We start from the raw sequence: 15329 nt of genomic DNA on the forward strand, positions 1-15329 counted from the left end.
TGCCCCTAGAGGCAAACGCGCGAAAGCGGAAGGGAAGGGGGTCAGCTTCCGCCGTCGGCCATCAAATCGACCTCGGTGCCGCCGCCCTTGCGCGCGCGCATGATCGCCATGAACGCGCCCGCGCCGCCGCGCTTCGTGCCCGCGATGACGTGTTCCGCGCCGTCGGCCTTGTGCTGCGCGGCGTATCCCGCGTCGCCCGCCTTGGTGTAATAATAATCTAGCAGGCGCTGCATCGGCGCGGCGCTGGCGAAGCTGACGACGCGCAGCGCGCAGCCCTGACCGTCCGCGCCCGCCGCCTCCAGCACGCGTGCGTCGGGATAGAGCTGAACCCCGCGCGGAAGGCGGTTCGCCCAGTCGTTCGAATAACCGATATTGGCGGCGCAATTGCCCTTCGTCCCCTGCGCCTCCGCCAGCGCGCCCAGCGTCAGCGAACGCCGCGCGGCCGCACATTCGCGGCAGTTGCCGGTCGGCGCGGGGGCGGCGCGGAGCGTGTCGGCCTCCGCGAGGCCTGACCGCGCCGCAATGTCATCGGGCGGGAGAGCGCCCGACGCGGGCTGGACCGGCGGACGGACCGCGCCGTCGTTGGCCTGCTGCACCAGCGCCGGATCGACCATGATCTGGTCCTTCAGTGCGCTTTTCAGCGCCGGATCGTTGGCCGGATCGGCGGCGTTGGCGGTCAGCTGATTGTCGAGATCGTCGATCGCAGCGGCCTGATTGCCGGGCGGCGTGCCGCAGGCGGCCAGCAGCAGCGCGGCGATGGTCGGGGTCCAGCGTGAATGGCGGGCCATGTCCGCACCTTTTCGGTCAATTAAGTGATCGTCGCGTCACCATACCAGCTGGCGCGTAAACGAAGCGTTCGTGCGAGTGCGTATCACTCTTGCAATACACCGGCGGTTTCGCCATGTCTGTGCAATGTTGAACATCGTCTCGATCCTGATCGGCCTCGTCGCACTCGTGCTGGGCATCGTGCCTTTCCTGCCGTTTTTCGCGTGGGGATATTGGTTCGTCATCCCGATCGCGGTGGTCGGCGCGGCGATCGGTGCGCTGTCGTCCAGCAATGGCGGACGCAATCTGAACCTGGTGCTGATCGTGATCTTCGGTATCCGGCTTGCGCTGGGCGGCGGGATTATCTGATTTGATCGGCTCACGCCGATAGTCGGCGCCAGCCCGCTCCCCCGCCCGGCCACCCATTCAGGATATTCTGTGGGTGGCCGGGCGGGGGAGCGGGCTGGCACCGACTTACGCCCGCGAGGGCGTCAAACACAAAAAACCCCCGGCGAGTTGCTCGCCGGGGGCCTTCCGTTACGCTTCACTAAACCGAAGTCTTAGCGGCAGGTGACCCCGCCGCGGTCGATCGACCGGCCGAGCAACGCGCCCGCACCTGCGCCGATCAACGTGCCCAGCGTCTGCGAACCGCCATTGGTCAGCAGGTTACCCGCCAGACCGCCGCCGATGCCGCCGATGATCAGGCCCGTCGTGCCATCCGAACGACGGCAATAATACCGGCCGTTGTTGCCGCGATAGATGCGATCGTTGCGGCTCAGGCGGCGCGGCTGATAATAACGGCCGTCGCGATAGTAATTGTCGGCGAAATAGCGCTGGCCGCGCGGGCCGCGATTGTAATCGTAGTTGCGATACTGCCGCCAGTCGCGAACGTTCTCGCGGCGGTCCTGCCGCGCCTCCCGCACATTGCCGCGATATTCGCGCCGCGCATTGCGAACGTCGCGGCGTGAATCGGCATCGCGCAAATCCTCACGACGCTCCTGACGAGCCTCGCGCAGGTCTTCGCGATACTCGCGGTTGGGGTTGTTCTGCGCCATCGCGGGTACGGCGGTAAGAGTCGTAGCGGCGAGGGCCGCGGCAAGAACGAAACGCATGACCTTGAAACTCCTTGAACAGTGCGAGGGTAGAACAGTCCGGTCGGCGGCAAGTTGCGTGAACGGAAAACTACTTTCCGTTCACCGCGTGGCCATTATTCGGACAGGCTGTGCGCCAACGTCACCTCGGCGGTCATCAACTTCGAAACAGGGCAATTCTTCTTCGCGTCTTCAGCGATGGTGGCGAAATCGTCGCCCGAGATGCCGGGCACATTGGCGCGCAGTTCCAGCGCCGACTTCGTGATCCTGAACCCGTCGCCGTCCTTGTCCAGCGTGACGTTGGCGGTCGTATCCAGCGTCCCGCGGCTGTGCCCCGCCTTCGCCAGCGCGAAGCTCAGCGCCATCGTGAAGCAACTGGCGTGCGCAGCGGCGATCAGTTCCTCGGGATTGGTGCCGGGTTCGTCCTCGAACCGTGTCGCGAAACCATACGGCTGATCGGCGAGCGCGCCCGACTGGGTCGACACCCACGCCTTGCCGTCCTTGCCGAGGCCTTCGTAACGCGCCGAACCACTGTGAACAGGCATCTTCATTCTCCCGAAAACGAAAAGCGGGCGCGGTCCGGTGTGGACCGCGCCCGCGGGTAACCGTGGCGTCAAACGCTCAGCGGCAGCGACGGTTGCTCGTGCTGCGCTCGACTTCGCGACCGGCCAGCGCACCGATTGCGGCGCCGCCCAGCGTGCCGAGCGTCCGGTCGCCGCGCGTGTCGATCGTGCGGCCGAGCAGACCACCCGCAACGCCGCCGACGATCAGGCCGGTGGTGCCGTTCGGCTTACGGCAGCGCATCCGGCCGTCATTGCCGCGCCATTCGCGATACTTATAGCGCTTCTGCGCGTCGGCATTCGGGACCGCGACGGTGAGCGCAGGCAGGACCATCGCGGTGGCGCCCAGCGCCAACATGAACTTACGCATAACTAAACTCCCTCATTAAAAATCGTTGGTGAGAAACAATATCGGCTACGTAACGGTGCATTCTGATCGAAGTTGCATGAACCAGAAACAACGTGCCGTTCATCGATGCGGGGGATACCCGAATTATCCCCGTTATCCACAGCCCATCCTCCCGAATCGTGCTTGGTGCGACTCGCGAAGGGTGACAGCATCCGTTGTGTAGAGGGAAGCGTTGGAGGCGAGAATTCTCCAGACATCGCAACACTCTATGCCGATCGGAAGGACGTGGGCACCCGCAAGGGAGGCCGAGTTCGACTGGCCGGGTGGGAAGCCGAACCGGGCAGGAAAACTTTTCCGCACGATCCGTGAAAACGGTGCAGGCGGGTACGGATTTTCGAGAAGGAACGGTGGACCGACGCATCGCCGATGCGGCCCGAAAGGGTCGAAACGGAGATGCGGGCCGCACGCGGATGGGCGCGGATACGGCGCGGGAAACAGGCCTTCGGGACTGTGGATGCGACGACCGACCCAGGCAAACGACGGCCGAAACGCGATGCCAGGAGCATTTCGGTGCGCTGGCGGAGCAGGCCGCCGCGGGTCGACCGCCTTCGCTGCCTTTCGAGGGAGCGGAACAGGTCGGCCCCGGTGACCAAACCGCCGATCCGATGCTCCCCCCGGAGGATCGGTGACAGCGTGGGTGGACGGATCAGGTGAACGCGCAACCCTTGCGGTCGCGCGGCTCAGCCCCCGCCGCCACACCGTATCGTCCCACGGCCGTTCGTGGTCAGGGATGTACGGGCCGCCAGGCAGGATGCGGACGGCCGTCTTCGGACTCCCGTTCAGCGGAGACGCCAGGTGACAGAGGGGATCGGCAGCGATGCCGGTCCCTTTTTTGTTTTTTGGGCGGGAAGCTTTGAAGCCGGATACGTTACCCACTTTCGTTTCCTTCTGATCCTCCCATGCAAGGGGAGGTGGCGCGGAGCGCCGGAGGGGTGTCACGCTATCGAAAGGGTTACACCCCTCCGTCAGGCCTTCGGCCTGCCACCTCCCCTTGCAGGGGAGGATTAGTATGCGAGCGAGGGCAGACGGGCCGTGGCACTGGCGATCTACAGCAACCCTTTCCGCACCGTCCGCATCACGCTACCGCCGCCCGGATGCAGCCCGTCGCGCTCCTTCCCGCCTTCGCCCCGTGGCTCGACCTCGCGGGCCTCGCCGTATTCGCCGCGTCGGGGGCGCTGGCGGCGGCGCAGCGCGGGCAGACGGCGGTGACGCTGGCATTCTTCGCGCTCGTCACCGGGGTCGGCGGGGGGACGGTGCGCGACCTGCTGATCGGCGCGCCGGTGTTCTGGGTGCACGACGCGCGGGTGGCGGCGCTCTGCCTGTCGGTCGCGTTCCTGATCTGGGTGACCCCCGAACGCTGGTGGCGCGGCGCGGCGCTCGACTGGTTCGATGCGGTCGGACTGGCGGCCTATGCGGTGTACGGCGCGACCAAGGCGCTCAGCTACGGCGTGCCCCCGGTCCCCGCCGCGGTGATGGGCGTCGTCACCGCCTGCGTCGGCGGCATCATCCGCGACGTGCTGGCGGGCGAACCGTCGATCCTGATGCGGCCCGAGCTATACGTCACCGCCGCGGCGCTGGCGTCGACATTGCACGTCGTGCTGACGGTGGCGGGCGTGCCGGTGCCGCTGGCGGCGGCGGTGGCGGCGAGCGCGGGGTTCGCGCTCAGGGCGGCGGCGATCCGGTGGCATCTTCACCTGCCGGCGTATCGCGGGCGGCGGTAAGATTTCCCTCTATTGGGATGTCGAAAACAATCCGTCAGGCGAAGTAGGCCACACAGGACGCTTGATTTCAGACCCGGTTATTATTGTTCGAATAGCTTCTAGTCGGTCGCCAACAAAAGATCTGATTGCTTCTTGATCCTCCACCGTACCGTCTCGACCGTCGAGTTCTACCGCCATGGTTTCGAGAAAAAGCCTTAGCGCGCTTAGCGTGGCGCTTGTCGCTAAAAGGTGACGAGCCGCCGATCGACTTCCTTGGTCGTCCAGCTCAAAAACAGGAAAACGGCTAATTTCCTCGGCGACAATGGTCATAGTAAGCGCAGCTTGTCGAAGGGATAGCGGAAAAGGGAGAAAGTGGGCGGACGTCCGATGATAGCTTTCGATGGTTTCGTAGCCGTTAGACAAAAGGCGGTCGGCTGACTTCTTCATCTGCCTTTTTCGCCGCCAGACAGGCGCAAATGCGGTGAGGTAGGTGATTAAAAGGGCGAAGGTCGCACCAAAAAATTGCGCCCACCCTGCCAATTTGTCGTGATTTTCAAGCCACGTAACGACGTTGCTCATTTCGCTCGGACAGTCCTTCTTAAGAGGTTGGGCATCGACGAAATTATCGCGGTAAACTTGAGTTTAACGCAAGTGGGTCGTCTCTCTCTCTCTCTCTCTTTCTCTCTCTCTCTCTCTCTCTCTGATAACCGATCCCGCCTCAATCCCGCACCACCCCCACATCCGCAAACCGCTTCGGCTCGACCGGTGGCACGACCGGATTGTTCAGTTCGCATTGCCAGAAGCCGACGTCGATCCAGCGGCCCTGTTTGTAGCCGATTTCGCGATAGACCCCGCCGCGTCGGAAGCCGGCGGCTTCGTGTGCGCGGATCGATTGTTCGTTGGGCAGCGCGATCACGCCGACCGCGTGGACGAAGCGTTGCGCGCGCAGCGTGTCGATCAGCGCCTCGTACAGCAACCGCCCGACGCCCTGACCCTGCACCGCGCCCGCGACGTAGAGCGAGGTCTCCACCGCATATTTATACGCTGGGCGATCGCGGAATTTGGTCGCGTAGGCGTAGGCGAGGACACCCGCGTCGGGCTCGTCCCCGGTCGTCGCGACCAGCCACGGGTACAGCCCGTCCGACGCCGTCATCCGATCCCGCATCGCGGCCGCGTCGGGCGCTTCGGTCTCGAACGAGACGGTGCCGGTCAGGACATAGGGCGCATAGATTGCGGCGATGGCGGCGGCGTCTTCGGGGCGGGCGGCGCGGATCGCGACCATGCGGGTCTCCTGTGGTTCCGAATACTATCGCTAGCCGCGTGCGCGGCGCGGTTCAACGCCGCGGTTGTTCGACCGAGAAACCCACATCACGCACGCCACCCGCGCCGACCCGCGCCCGGATGCGCGCGCGCCGGGAGGTGGGATCGACGCCGTAGAGCGACAGTTCGCCGCCGTCGGGGAGGCAGCGCAGGTCGAGCGAGCGGATGTCCGACAGCCGACCCACCGCCCGCGTGATCTCCACCATCTGCACCGGATCGGGCGCACGATTGTTCACCGTCAGCCGGTCGAGTGTCGCCGCGCGCGCCGGATCGGCGGGCGTCGCGGTAATCGCGACGTCATAGGCGTGCGCGCCACACACGAACCGCCCCGACAGCGTGCGCGGCGACGCGGCGGTCGGCGCGGCGACCACCGCCGCCTGCACCAACAGGACCGCCAACATCACAGCCTGGTCTTCACAGCCCGATCTTGGCGAGCACCAGATCGAGCAACTTGATATCGCCGCCACCCGCCGCGACCGGCCCCATCGCGGCGCATTCGATGCAGCGCACCTGCACCCCGCCGCCCGACACCAGTTTCTGCACGTCGCCCAATGCCCGCGCGAGCGTCTGGCGGCGTTCCCACGCGATCCGTGCGAAGGCGTCGGCGGGCGCGGCGGCGTCATCGTCCTCTTCGCGCGCCGCGATCTGCTTGGCCAGTTCCGCCGCCCAGCCGGGCTTCTTCTCCAGATACGCGATCTTCGCGGTCGCGGGGTCGATCTTGGCACGCTTCGCGGCCTCGGCGACCGCATCGGACAATGTGCCGAACCGGTCGACCAGCCCCAATTGCCGCGCGGTGCCGCCGACCCACACGCGGCCCTGCGCGATCTCGTTCACGCGCTCGACCGGCAGCTTGCGCGCCTGCGACACACGCATCAGGAACTGGCGGTATCCGTTCTCGATCGCCGATTGCAGCACCGCATCGGTCACCGCGTTCGTGCCGCCCAGCACGTCGGGCTGGCCCGACAAGGCGGTGGTCTTCACGCCGTCGGTGGTGACGCCGATCTTGGCCAGCGCATTTTCGAACGTCGGGATGATCCCGAAAATGCCGATCGATCCGGTGATCGTGCCGGGTTCGGCGAAGATCACGTCGGCGGGGGTCGACACCCAATAGCCGCCCGACGCGGCGAGCCCGCCCATCGACACCACGATCGGTAGGCCGCGGCGCTTCGCCTCCAGGATCGCCAGCCGGATCTTCTCCGACGCCAGCACCGATCCGCCGGGCGAATCGACCCGCACGACCAGCGCCTTCAGCTTGTTCTCGGCCAGCCCGTCATAGATGTATTTGGCGATGGTATCGCCGCCAGCGGTGCCCGGATCGGCCTTGCCGTCGACGATCTCGCCCGCGATCGTCACGACCCCGATCTCGCCGGTCTTGGCGACCGGATGCGCGGCGAGCCAATTGTCATACTTGATCGTGTTGAAGAACCCTGCGGGCTTCTTCGTGTCGGTCCCGGCCAGTTGCGCGACCCGTCTGCCGAACGCCACACGGTCGCCCAATTTGTCGACCAGTCCCGAGGCAAGGTTTGCCTGTGCGATGTCGCCATTCGCGGCCTGCACGACCCGGTCGGGCGCGGTCAGCCAGTTGGCGACCTGCGCCTTGGGCCGCGACCGCGCGATCGCTTCCTTCCACTGGTCGAACAAGGTGCCGTACAGCGCCGCGTTCGCCTCGCGCGATTCGGGGCTCTGCTCGGCGCGGGTATAGGGTTCGACCGCGGCCTTGAACTTGCCGACGCGATAGACGTGCGTGTTGACGCCCAGCTTGTCGATCAGGCCCTTGTAATACAGCTGGTTGCCGCCCGGTCCGGCGAACAATGTGCCGCCCATCGGGTCCATCCAGATTTCGCTGGCCGCCGCCGCCAGCCGGTATCCGCCGTCGGTGTAGCCGGTGGCGTAGGCCAGAACGGGCTTGCCCGCCGTCCGCGCACGAGTCAGGGCGTCGGCGACCTCACCCAGCACCGCGGGATACGCCCCGCCGAAGCGATCGAGGTCGACCACGATCGCCTTCACCCGCGCGTCGCTTTTCGCATCGTCGATCGCGCGGACGACATCGCGCAGGCGATATTGCTGGCCGACCTCCTGCCCGGACAGGAATGCGGTCGGCGCGATCTCTTCGGGCTGTTCGACGATCGGGCCGTTGAAATCGAGCACCAGCGCGCCGTCCTTGATGGTCGTCGGCGACGGGCGGCTGTTCAGCGCGGCGAAGAGGAGGGCGAAGAACAACAGCATCGCGACGAGCACGAGCGCGTCCTTGATGCCGACCAGCAATTTCCAGGCGCCGCGCACGAGCTTCATGGGAACGGGAACTCCGAGGGATCAGCATACGCCAATAGCGCGAAGTGTATGGCGCGAGCAATACGCCGTGCGTCGGGACAATGTACCAAACCCGGTCATTCCCGCAAAAGCGGGAACCTATAACGCGCGTGCGCCACGTGCACGTCGAGTAGAGCCCGCGGACGGTTCCGGCCATGGGTTCCCGCTTTCGCGGGAATGACCGTGGTTTTTTTGGAGGGTGGACCGCGTGACGAACGCGCCGGAACCCCTTAACGCCGCCCGGCCATGGACCTGACCGCCACTCCGCCGCTGACCGGCCCGAAACCGCGCAGCGACCGCGCGGAACTGTCGGCGCTCGCGCGGCTGGCGGGGCCTCTCGTCGGCGCGAACCTGCTGCAGATGGCGGTCAGCGCGGTCGATGTGATCTTCGTCGCGCGATTGGGAACGGTCGATCTGGCCGCGGCGACGCTCGGCGTGTTCCTGTTCAACCTCAGCATGTACGCGCTGATCGGGCTGACCAGCGCCGCCGCGCCGATCATCGCCGCCGAACTCGGCGCGCGGGCACATGCGGTCCGCGAGGTGCGGCGCAGCGTGCGGATGGCGTTGTGGGTCGGCGCGGCCGGGGCGGCACCGGTGATCCTGATGCTGGCGCATGGCGAGACATTGCTGCTGCTCGCCGGACAAAATCCGGAGGTCGCACGCCGCGCGGGCACGTTCATGGACATCATCCTGTTCGCCACCATCCCCGGCGTCGCGGCGGGGATCATGCGGACCAGCGCGGCGGCGCTAGGGCGGCCGGGCTGGGCGTTCGTCGTCACGGGCCTCGCATTGTTGACCGGCATTCTCGGCAACTGGCTGCTGGTGTTCGGCAATGCGGGGTTTCCCGCGTTGGGGCTGGAGGGATCGGCGCTGGCCAGCGTCATCAGCATGACGATGATGGCGCTGGCGTATTGGGTGATCCTGACGCGCGACCGGCGGCTGCGGCGCTACCGGCTGTTCGGCCATTGGTGGCGCACCGAATGGTCGCGCTTTCGCGATATCGTGCGGCTCGGCGTGCCGATCATGCTGACGTGGATGTTCGAAGGCGCATTGTTCGGCGGGGCGGCGATCCTGATGGGGCTGATCGGGGTCGATCAGGTCGCGGCGCACGCCGTCGCGCTGAACATTGCCGCGGTCGCGTTCCAGATTCCGTTCGGGGTGGCGCAGGCCGCGACGATCCGCGTCGGCATGGGATACGGCGCGCAGGACCGCGAATGGATCGCGCGCGCGGGTCGCGTCGCTTTGTGGGTCGGGATCGGTTCGATGGTGGTCACCGCGTCGCTGATCTGGGCGATGCCGCGGCTGTTCATCAGCGCCTATATCGACGTCGATGCGCCGGGCAACGCGCGCGTCGTGGCGCTCGCGCTGCAATATCTGCTGGTCGCGGCGATGTTCCAGTTGCTCGATGGCGCGCAGGCGGTCGCGGCGGGGGTGCTGCGCGGCATTCAGGACACGCGCGTGCCGATGCTGGTCGCGCTGTTCGGTTATTGGGTGGTGGGGTTCGGCACGTCGATCCTGCTGGGCTTCGGACTGAAGCTGGAGGGGGTCGGGATATGGCTCGGCCTCGCGGCGGGACTGCTGGCGGTGTCGATCCTGCTGCTGTGGCGCTGGCGCGCGCGCGAACGGCTTGGGCTGATCGCGCGAACGGTCTGACGAAAAGTTCCGCGATAGTACGTTGGCACCCGTTGACGTGGAGTGCCAGCGGTCACATATCCGCCCCGCTGGCACTCGACCGACTCAAGTGCCAAAAAACTGTCACAACCTGTAAAGAGGGCATCAGCAATGAACTTTCGTCCGTTGCACGACCGCGTTCTCGTCCGCCGTATCGAGGCTGAAGAGAAGACCGCGGGTGGGATCATCATCCCCGACACCGCCAAGGAAAAGCCGCAGGAAGGCGAAGTCGTCGCCGCCGGCACCGGCGCCCGCAACGAAGCCGGTGAAGTCCACCCGCTCGAAGTGAAGCCCGGCGACAAGGTGCTGTTCGGCAAATGGTCGGGCACCGAGGTCAAGGTCGATGGCGAAGAGCTGTTGATCATGAAGGAATCGGACATTCTGGGCATCGTCGAGGCCTGATTTAGGTCTAACCTTCCCCTAACTTTCCACATTTGAAAGGGTAGCCACCATGGCAGCCAAGGACGTGAAATTCAGCCGCGATGCGCGTGAACGCATCCTGCGCGGCGTCGACATCCTCGCCGACGCGGTGAAGGTGACGCTGGGTCCGAAGGGCCGCAACGTCGTCATCGACAAGAGCTTCGGCGCACCGCGCATCACCAAGGATGGCGTCACCGTCGCCAAGGAAATCGAACTGAAAGACAAGTTCGAGAACATGGGCGCGCAGATGCTGCGCGAAGTGGCGTCGAAGACCAACGACGTCGCCGGTGACGGCACGACCACCGCGACCGTGCTGGCGCAGGCGATCGTCCGCGAAGGCATGAAATCGGTTGCGGCCGGCATGAACCCGATGGACCTGAAGCGCGGCATCGATCTGGCCGTCGTGAAGGTCGTCGAGGACATCAAGGCGCGCTCGAAGCCGGTGTCCGGCACCAAGGAAATCGCGCAGGTCGGCATCATCTCCGCAAACGGCGACACCGTCGTCGGTGAGAAGATTGCCGAAGCGATGGAAAAGGTCGGCAAGGAAGGCGTGATCACCGTCGAGGAAGCGAAGGGTCTCGAATTCGAGCTCGACGTCGTCGAGGGCATGCAATTCGATCGCGGTTACCTGTCGCCGTACTTCATCACGAACCCGGAAAAGATGTCGGTCGAACTGAACGATCCGTACATCCTGATCCATGAGAAGAAGCTGTCGAACCTGCAGGCGATGCTCCCGATCCTTGAAGCCGTCGTCCAGTCGGGCCGTCCGCTCCTGATCATCGCCGAGGACATCGAGGGCGAGGCGCTCGCCACGCTCGTGGTGAACAAGCTGCGCGGCGGCCTGAAGGTCGCAGCGGTCAAGGCGCCTGGCTTCGGCGATCGACGCAAGGCGATGCTCGAGGACATTGCGATCCTGACCAAGGGCGAGATGATCTCGGAAGACCTGGGCATCAAGCTCGAGACCGTGACGCTCGGCATGCTCGGCACCGCCAAGCGCGTCCAGATCGACAAGGACAACACCACCATCGTCGACGGTGCGGGTGATTCCGACGCGATCAAGGGCCGCACCGAAGCGATCCGCCAGCAGATCGAGAACACCACCAGCGATTACGACCGCGAGAAGCTCCAGGAGCGTCTTGCCAAGCTCGCCGGTGGCGTTGCGGTCATCAAGGTCGGTGGTTCGACCGAGGTCGAGGTGAAGGAGCGCAAGGACCGCGTCGACGATGCGCTGCACGCGACCCGCGCAGCTGTCGAAGAAGGCATCGTCCCTGGTGGCGGCACCGCGCTCCTCTACGCCACGAAGGCGCTCGAGGGCATGAAGGGTGCGAACGACGACCAGACCCGCGGCATCGATATCGTCCGCAAGGCGCTGTACTCGCCGGTTCGCCAGATCGCGGCTAATGCAGGCCATGACGGCGCGGTGATCTCGGGCAAGCTGCTCGAGGGCAACGATCCGTCGATGGGCTTCAACGCGCAGACCGACGTGTACGAGAATCTCGTCACTGCCGGCGTGATCGACCCGACCAAGGTCGTCCGCACCGCACTGCAGGACGCGGCCTCGGTCGCTGGCCTGCTCATCACCACCGAAGCGGCGGTGAGCGAAATGCCGGAAGACAAGCCCGCCATGCCCATGGGCGGCGGCGGCATGGGCGGCATGGGCGGCATGGACTTCTGATTTCGGACCGGGGCAGCGAAAGCTGCCCCGGACACGAAATCAGAACGGCCGGCGGGCAGGCCAAGCCGAACCCGTCCGACGTGCCAGCACCGGCTTTGCCGGTGCTCGTCTTCCGCTCCGATCAATCGAAAGCAAAGGGCTGGGGGCAACCCCGGCCCTTTGTTTGTTGGTTGGCAGCAATACGGAACCCCGCCCGCGACTGAACGCTTGGCGGTTCGCCCGCGCGCGCCTATCTGGCGCGGCCATGGTTGCCCCAATCCTTGCATACGAAGACCTCGGCCTGATCCAGGGATCGGGCTGGCTGTTCCGCCATCTCGACCTGCACGTCCAGCCGCGCGACCGGCTCGCGCTGATCGGGCGTAACGGCGCGGGAAAGACGACGCTGCTGAAACTCATCGCCGGATCGATCGACTGCGACGAGGGGCGGCGGACGATCGTGCCGGGCACGCGCGTCGTGCTGCTGGAACAGGATCCCGATTTGTCTGGCCATGCGACGCTCGCCGACTACGTCATGGCGGGCGACGATGCGCCGGAACGACATGAGGCCGACGCGATCGCGGATCAGCTCGGCATCGACCTGACCCGCGACGCTACATCCGCGTCGGGGGGCGAACGCCGCCGCGCCGCGATCGTGCGCGCGATGGCGCAGAACCCCGACGTGCTGCTGCTCGACGAGCCGACCAACCACCTCGACATCGCGGCGATCGAATGGATCGAGGACTGGCTGGCGCGCTTCAAGGGCGCGTTCGTCGTCATCAGCCACGACCGCACGTTCCTGACGCGGCTGACGCGCCAGACGTTGTGGCTCGATCGCGGAACGATCCGGCGCGCCGAGATCGGCTTCGGCGGGTTCGAGGCGTGGACCGAACAGGTCCACGCCGAGGAACAGCGCGCGGCGGAGAAGCTGGACGCGAAGCTGAAGTTGGAGGAGCATTGGCTGCTGCGCGGCGTCACCGGTCGGCGCAAGCGCAACCAGGGCCGACTGACGAAGCTGCACGAGATGCGTGCACAGCGCGCGGCGATGCTCGGACCGCAAGGGTCGGCGAACCTGAGCGCGGGGAATGACGACGCCAAGTCGAAGGTCGTGATCGACGCCGAGCGCATCTCGAAATCGTTCGGCGAGCGCGAGATCATCCGCGACCTGACGTTGCGGGTAACGCGCGGCGACCGGATCGGAGTCGTCGGGCGCAATGGCGCGGGCAAGACGACGTTGCTGAAATTGCTGACCGGCGAGCTGGAACCCGATACCGGCCGCGTGAAGCGCGCGAAGACGCTCGACGAGATCGTGATCGACCAGCAGCGCAAGCTGATGGCGCCGGAGAAAACCGTGCGCGAGGTGCTGGCCGACGGCGGCGACTGGATCGATGTGCTGGGCACGAAGAAGCACGTCCACGGATACCTGAAGGAGTTTCTGTTCGATCCGAACATGATCGATGCGAAGATCGGGTCGTTGTCGGGCGGCGAGCGATCACGCCTGCTGCTGGCGCGCGAGTTCGCGCGGCCTTCGAACCTGCTGGTGCTCGACGAACCGACCAACGACCTCGACCTCGAGACGCTGGACCTGCTGCAGGAGGTGATCGCGGACTATGACGGGACCGTGTTGATCGTCAGCCACGACCGCGACTTCCTTGATCGCACGGTGACGGTGACATTGGGACTGGACGGGACCGGTCATGTCGACGTCGTGGCAGGCGGGTACGAGGATTGGGAGCGTCAGCGCAAGCCGCGAACGGAAGCTAAAAAGGCCGCCGCTAAGTCGGCTGCAGCACCGGCTATCGCCGCGGTGCGAACGAAGCTGACGTACAAGGATCAGCGCGATTACGATCAACTACCGATACGGATCGACGCGCTGGATCGTAAGATCGCTAAGGATGAAGCGGCGCTTGCCGACCCGGACCTTTACGTACGCGATCCCGGCGCGTTCGACCGGCTGATGAAAGGTATCGCGGTGGCGCGCGATGAGAAGGAGGCGGCGGAAATGCGCTGGCTCGAACTGGCGGAGCAGGTGGAAACACTCGGCTGAACTTCAGCGAAAGTCGATCCGGTCCATGTCGCGCAGCATCTCGAGCAACTCGTGCGTGCGGTCGAGCGCATCGGATGGCGTGGCCAGCAGCAGAGGACGCCGGTCGAACAGGCGTTTCAGAAATGCGATCATCGGCTGTCTCCCATGATTGGTTCAAGCTGCGACGCCGATGACCGGAATAAACCGTTATCCTTAATGAAATACGAAAATTACGTAATTCATGATGACGACTGTACGGCGGGGGTCACCCCGAGCTCGCAAGTCAGCTCGCTTGTGCGAGTGCGACGTACCGTTTTATATGATGGTCCGCCGCGCCGAACTGTTGTTCGATCACGGTCGCGCGTTTGAAATAGTGGCCGACCGCCAGTTCGTCGGTCATGCCCATCGCGCCATGCAGTTGCACCGCATTCTGTCCGACGAAGCGGATGCCGTCGGATACGGTCGCCTTCGCCGCTGCGATTGCGCGGGTGCGTGTGGTGGCGTCGACGTTGAGGTTGAGCGTCGCCAGATATGCCGCGGATGTGGCTTGCTCGACCGCCATAAACATATCGACCATGCGGTGCTGGAGCGCCTGGAAGCTGGATAACGGCTGACCGAACTGCTTGCGCTCCTTGGTGTAGGCGACCGTGTCGGCGAGCATCCGTTTCATCACCCCCGCCGCCTCTGCGCACAGCGCGGCGATCGCCTCATCGCGGACCTGCTCGAGCAGCGGCAGCGCGCCGCCGTCATCACCGAGCAGGACGGCGCGAACGTTGTGGAGGGTCACATCGGCCGCCGGACGATCGTCGATCAGGCGATAGTCGTGGCGCGTCAGCCCAGTCGCGTCGCGGTCGGCGAGAAAGAGCGACAGCCCGTCGGCAGTGCGCGCGGTGATCAGCAAATGGTCTGCGGCAGGCGCGCCGACGATCACCGCCTTCGTGCCGTTCAATACCCACCCATTACCGTCCGCTGCGGCGGTCGTCGTGACGGCTTCGAGCGCATGACGGCCCCCGGCCTCGAACGCGGCCAGCGCGACCGTTGCTTCGCCATTCACGATCTTCGCCAGCAGCGACGCGGCACGTTCGCCCGGCAAGCGTTTCAGCAGCCCGCCCGCGATCACGACGGTTTCCAGATACGGCGCGGTCACCAACGCCTCGCCCAGCGCCTCCATCACGATCATCGTCTCGACCGCGCCGCCGCCGAACCCGCCAGCGGATTCGGGCAGCGCCGCGCCGAGGATGCCGAGCCGGACAGCAAAATCGCGCCACATCGCCACATCGTCGCGCTTCCGTTTCGGGTCGAACGGATGGTCCGCGAGATAGCGTGTCACGCTGTCGCGCAGCATGGCCTGTTCGTCGCTCAGGCTGAAATCCATCGCCGCTCTCCCCGCCCGGTTAAGCCGGGTC

General features: G+C 65.5%; 16 protein-coding genes. 6 read left to right on the forward strand and 10 right to left on the reverse strand.

Annotation, left to right across the window (positions count from 1 at the left end; all coding sequences use genetic code 11):
• Nucleotides 1-41: 41 nt before the first annotated feature.
• The gene (locus tag M0208_RS14125) at nucleotides 42-788 is read right to left on the reverse strand and encodes a hypothetical protein (RefSeq protein ID WP_258892310.1); all 747 of its coding nucleotides are present in this window, start codon (nucleotides 786-788) and stop codon (nucleotides 42-44) included.
• A 124-nt stretch (nucleotides 789-912) separates the two neighbouring features.
• Between M0208_RS14125 and M0208_RS14130 the strand changes: the two genes are divergently transcribed.
• Nucleotides 913-1134 (forward strand): hypothetical protein, encoded by a 222-nt coding sequence (locus M0208_RS14130; protein WP_258892311.1) that lies wholly within the window; start codon nucleotides 913-915, stop codon nucleotides 1132-1134.
• 191 nt (nucleotides 1135-1325) lie between these two features.
• On the opposite strand, the gene M0208_RS14135 is transcribed toward M0208_RS14130, so the two are convergent.
• The 3 genes from M0208_RS14135 to M0208_RS14145 form a co-directional block, all read right to left on the reverse strand.
• Nucleotides 1326-1877: a glycine zipper 2TM domain-containing protein gene (locus M0208_RS14135; protein ID WP_258892312.1), complete on the reverse strand. Its 552-nt coding sequence runs from the start codon at nucleotides 1875-1877 to the stop codon at nucleotides 1326-1328.
• A gap of 95 nt (nucleotides 1878-1972) precedes the next feature.
• Complete coding sequence (locus M0208_RS14140; protein ID WP_258892313.1) at nucleotides 1973-2401, reverse strand: OsmC family protein; 429 nt, start codon at nucleotides 2399-2401, stop codon at nucleotides 1973-1975.
• Nucleotides 2402-2477: 76 nt separating this feature from the next.
• On the reverse strand, nucleotides 2478-2786 hold the full coding sequence (locus M0208_RS14145) for a glycine zipper 2TM domain-containing protein (protein WP_258892314.1): 309 nt from the start codon (nucleotides 2784-2786) through the stop codon (nucleotides 2478-2480).
• Between the two features lie 1133 nt (nucleotides 2787-3919).
• Between M0208_RS14145 and M0208_RS14150 the strand changes: the two genes are divergently transcribed.
• On the forward strand, nucleotides 3920-4546 hold the full coding sequence (locus tag M0208_RS14150; protein ID WP_258892315.1) for a trimeric intracellular cation channel family protein: 627 nt from the start codon (nucleotides 3920-3922) through the stop codon (nucleotides 4544-4546).
• A 9-nt stretch (nucleotides 4547-4555) separates the two neighbouring features.
• Here the strand turns inward: M0208_RS14150 and M0208_RS14155 are convergent, their stop codons facing one another.
• The 4 genes from M0208_RS14155 to sppA form a co-directional block, all read right to left on the reverse strand.
• Nucleotides 4556-5104, reverse strand: a complete 549-nt coding sequence (locus M0208_RS14155) for a hypothetical protein (protein ID WP_258892316.1) — start codon at nucleotides 5102-5104, stop codon at nucleotides 4556-4558.
• A 139-nt stretch (nucleotides 5105-5243) separates the two neighbouring features.
• Complete coding sequence (locus M0208_RS14160; protein WP_258892317.1) at nucleotides 5244-5807, reverse strand: GNAT family N-acetyltransferase; 564 nt, start codon at nucleotides 5805-5807, stop codon at nucleotides 5244-5246.
• Nucleotides 5808-5859: 52 nt separating this feature from the next.
• Nucleotides 5860-6246, reverse strand: a complete 387-nt coding sequence (locus M0208_RS14165; RefSeq protein WP_258892318.1) for a hypothetical protein — start codon at nucleotides 6244-6246, stop codon at nucleotides 5860-5862.
• 13 nt (nucleotides 6247-6259) lie between these two features.
• Nucleotides 6260-8137 carry a signal peptide peptidase SppA gene (gene sppA, locus M0208_RS14170; protein WP_258892319.1) on the reverse strand — a complete coding sequence of 626 codons (1878 nt, stop codon included), beginning with the start codon at nucleotides 8135-8137 and terminating at the stop codon, nucleotides 6260-6262.
• Between the two features lie 264 nt (nucleotides 8138-8401).
• Between sppA and M0208_RS14175 the strand changes: the two genes are divergently transcribed.
• The 4 genes from M0208_RS14175 (at nucleotide 8402) to M0208_RS14190 (ending at nucleotide 13944) form a co-directional block, all read left to right on the forward strand.
• Nucleotides 8402-9808, forward strand: a complete 1407-nt coding sequence (locus M0208_RS14175; RefSeq protein WP_258892320.1) for an MATE family efflux transporter — start codon at nucleotides 8402-8404, stop codon at nucleotides 9806-9808.
• Between the two features lie 129 nt (nucleotides 9809-9937).
• Nucleotides 9938-10228, forward strand: coding sequence for a co-chaperone GroES (gene groES / locus M0208_RS14180; protein ID WP_258892321.1), 291 nt, complete (start codon nucleotides 9938-9940; stop codon nucleotides 10226-10228).
• A 49-nt stretch (nucleotides 10229-10277) separates the two neighbouring features.
• Nucleotides 10278-11921 (forward strand): chaperonin GroEL, encoded by a 1644-nt coding sequence (gene groL, locus M0208_RS14185; RefSeq protein ID WP_258892322.1) that lies wholly within the window; start codon nucleotides 10278-10280, stop codon nucleotides 11919-11921.
• A gap of 244 nt (nucleotides 11922-12165) precedes the next feature.
• On the forward strand, nucleotides 12166-13944 hold the full coding sequence (locus M0208_RS14190) for an ABC-F family ATP-binding cassette domain-containing protein (RefSeq protein WP_258892323.1): 1779 nt from the start codon (nucleotides 12166-12168) through the stop codon (nucleotides 13942-13944).
• Between the two features lie 3 nt (nucleotides 13945-13947).
• Here M0208_RS14190 and M0208_RS14195 read toward each other — a convergent pair whose 3' ends face one another.
• Entirely contained in the window at nucleotides 13948-14076 is a 129-nt protein-coding gene (locus tag M0208_RS14195; protein ID WP_258892324.1) for a hypothetical protein, read from the reverse strand.
• A 130-nt stretch (nucleotides 14077-14206) separates the two neighbouring features.
• On the reverse strand, nucleotides 14207-15298 hold the full coding sequence (locus tag M0208_RS14200; protein WP_258892325.1) for an acyl-CoA dehydrogenase family protein: 1092 nt from the start codon (nucleotides 15296-15298) through the stop codon (nucleotides 14207-14209).
• Nucleotides 15299-15329 lie beyond the last annotated feature (31 nt).

Origin of the sequence: Sphingomonas sp. SUN019, assembly GCF_024758705.1 — a bacterium.
Taxonomy (GTDB): domain Bacteria; phylum Pseudomonadota; class Alphaproteobacteria; order Sphingomonadales; family Sphingomonadaceae; genus Sphingomonas.

What these genes read in the sequence shown, in the direction of transcription:
- M0208_RS14125 (WP_258892310.1), bottom strand. Translation starts at nt 788, where the DNA reads ATGGCCCGCCATTCACGCTGGACCCCGACCATCGCCGCGCTGCTGCTG.
- M0208_RS14130 (WP_258892311.1), top strand. Translation starts at nt 913, where the DNA reads ATGTTGAACATCGTCTCGATCCTGATCGGCCTCGTCGCACTCGTGCTG.
- M0208_RS14135 (WP_258892312.1), bottom strand. Translation starts at nt 1,877, where the DNA reads ATGCGTTTCGTTCTTGCCGCGGCCCTCGCCGCTACGACTCTTACCGCC.
- M0208_RS14140 (WP_258892313.1), bottom strand. Translation starts at nt 2,401, where the DNA reads ATGCCTGTTCACAGTGGTTCGGCGCGTTACGAAGGCCTCGGCAAGGAC.
- M0208_RS14145 (WP_258892314.1), bottom strand. Translation starts at nt 2,786, where the DNA reads ATGCGTAAGTTCATGTTGGCGCTGGGCGCCACCGCGATGGTCCTGCCT.
- M0208_RS14150 (WP_258892315.1), top strand. Translation starts at nt 3,920, where the DNA reads ATGCAGCCCGTCGCGCTCCTTCCCGCCTTCGCCCCGTGGCTCGACCTC.
- M0208_RS14155 (WP_258892316.1), bottom strand. Translation starts at nt 5,104, where the DNA reads ATGAGCAACGTCGTTACGTGGCTTGAAAATCACGACAAATTGGCAGGG.
- M0208_RS14160 (WP_258892317.1), bottom strand. Translation starts at nt 5,807, where the DNA reads ATGGTCGCGATCCGCGCCGCCCGCCCCGAAGACGCCGCCGCCATCGCC.
- M0208_RS14165 (WP_258892318.1), bottom strand. Translation starts at nt 6,246, where the DNA reads ATGTTGGCGGTCCTGTTGGTGCAGGCGGCGGTGGTCGCCGCGCCGACC.
- sppA (WP_258892319.1), bottom strand. Translation starts at nt 8,137, where the DNA reads ATGAAGCTCGTGCGCGGCGCCTGGAAATTGCTGGTCGGCATCAAGGAC.
- M0208_RS14175 (WP_258892320.1), top strand. Translation starts at nt 8,402, where the DNA reads ATGGACCTGACCGCCACTCCGCCGCTGACCGGCCCGAAACCGCGCAGC.
- groES (WP_258892321.1), top strand. Translation starts at nt 9,938, where the DNA reads ATGAACTTTCGTCCGTTGCACGACCGCGTTCTCGTCCGCCGTATCGAG.
- groL (WP_258892322.1), top strand. Translation starts at nt 10,278, where the DNA reads ATGGCAGCCAAGGACGTGAAATTCAGCCGCGATGCGCGTGAACGCATC.
- M0208_RS14190 (WP_258892323.1), top strand. Translation starts at nt 12,166, where the DNA reads ATGGTTGCCCCAATCCTTGCATACGAAGACCTCGGCCTGATCCAGGGA.
- M0208_RS14195 (WP_258892324.1), bottom strand. Translation starts at nt 14,076, where the DNA reads ATGATCGCATTTCTGAAACGCCTGTTCGACCGGCGTCCTCTGCTGCTG.
- M0208_RS14200 (WP_258892325.1), bottom strand. Translation starts at nt 15,298, where the DNA reads ATGGATTTCAGCCTGAGCGACGAACAGGCCATGCTGCGCGACAGCGTG.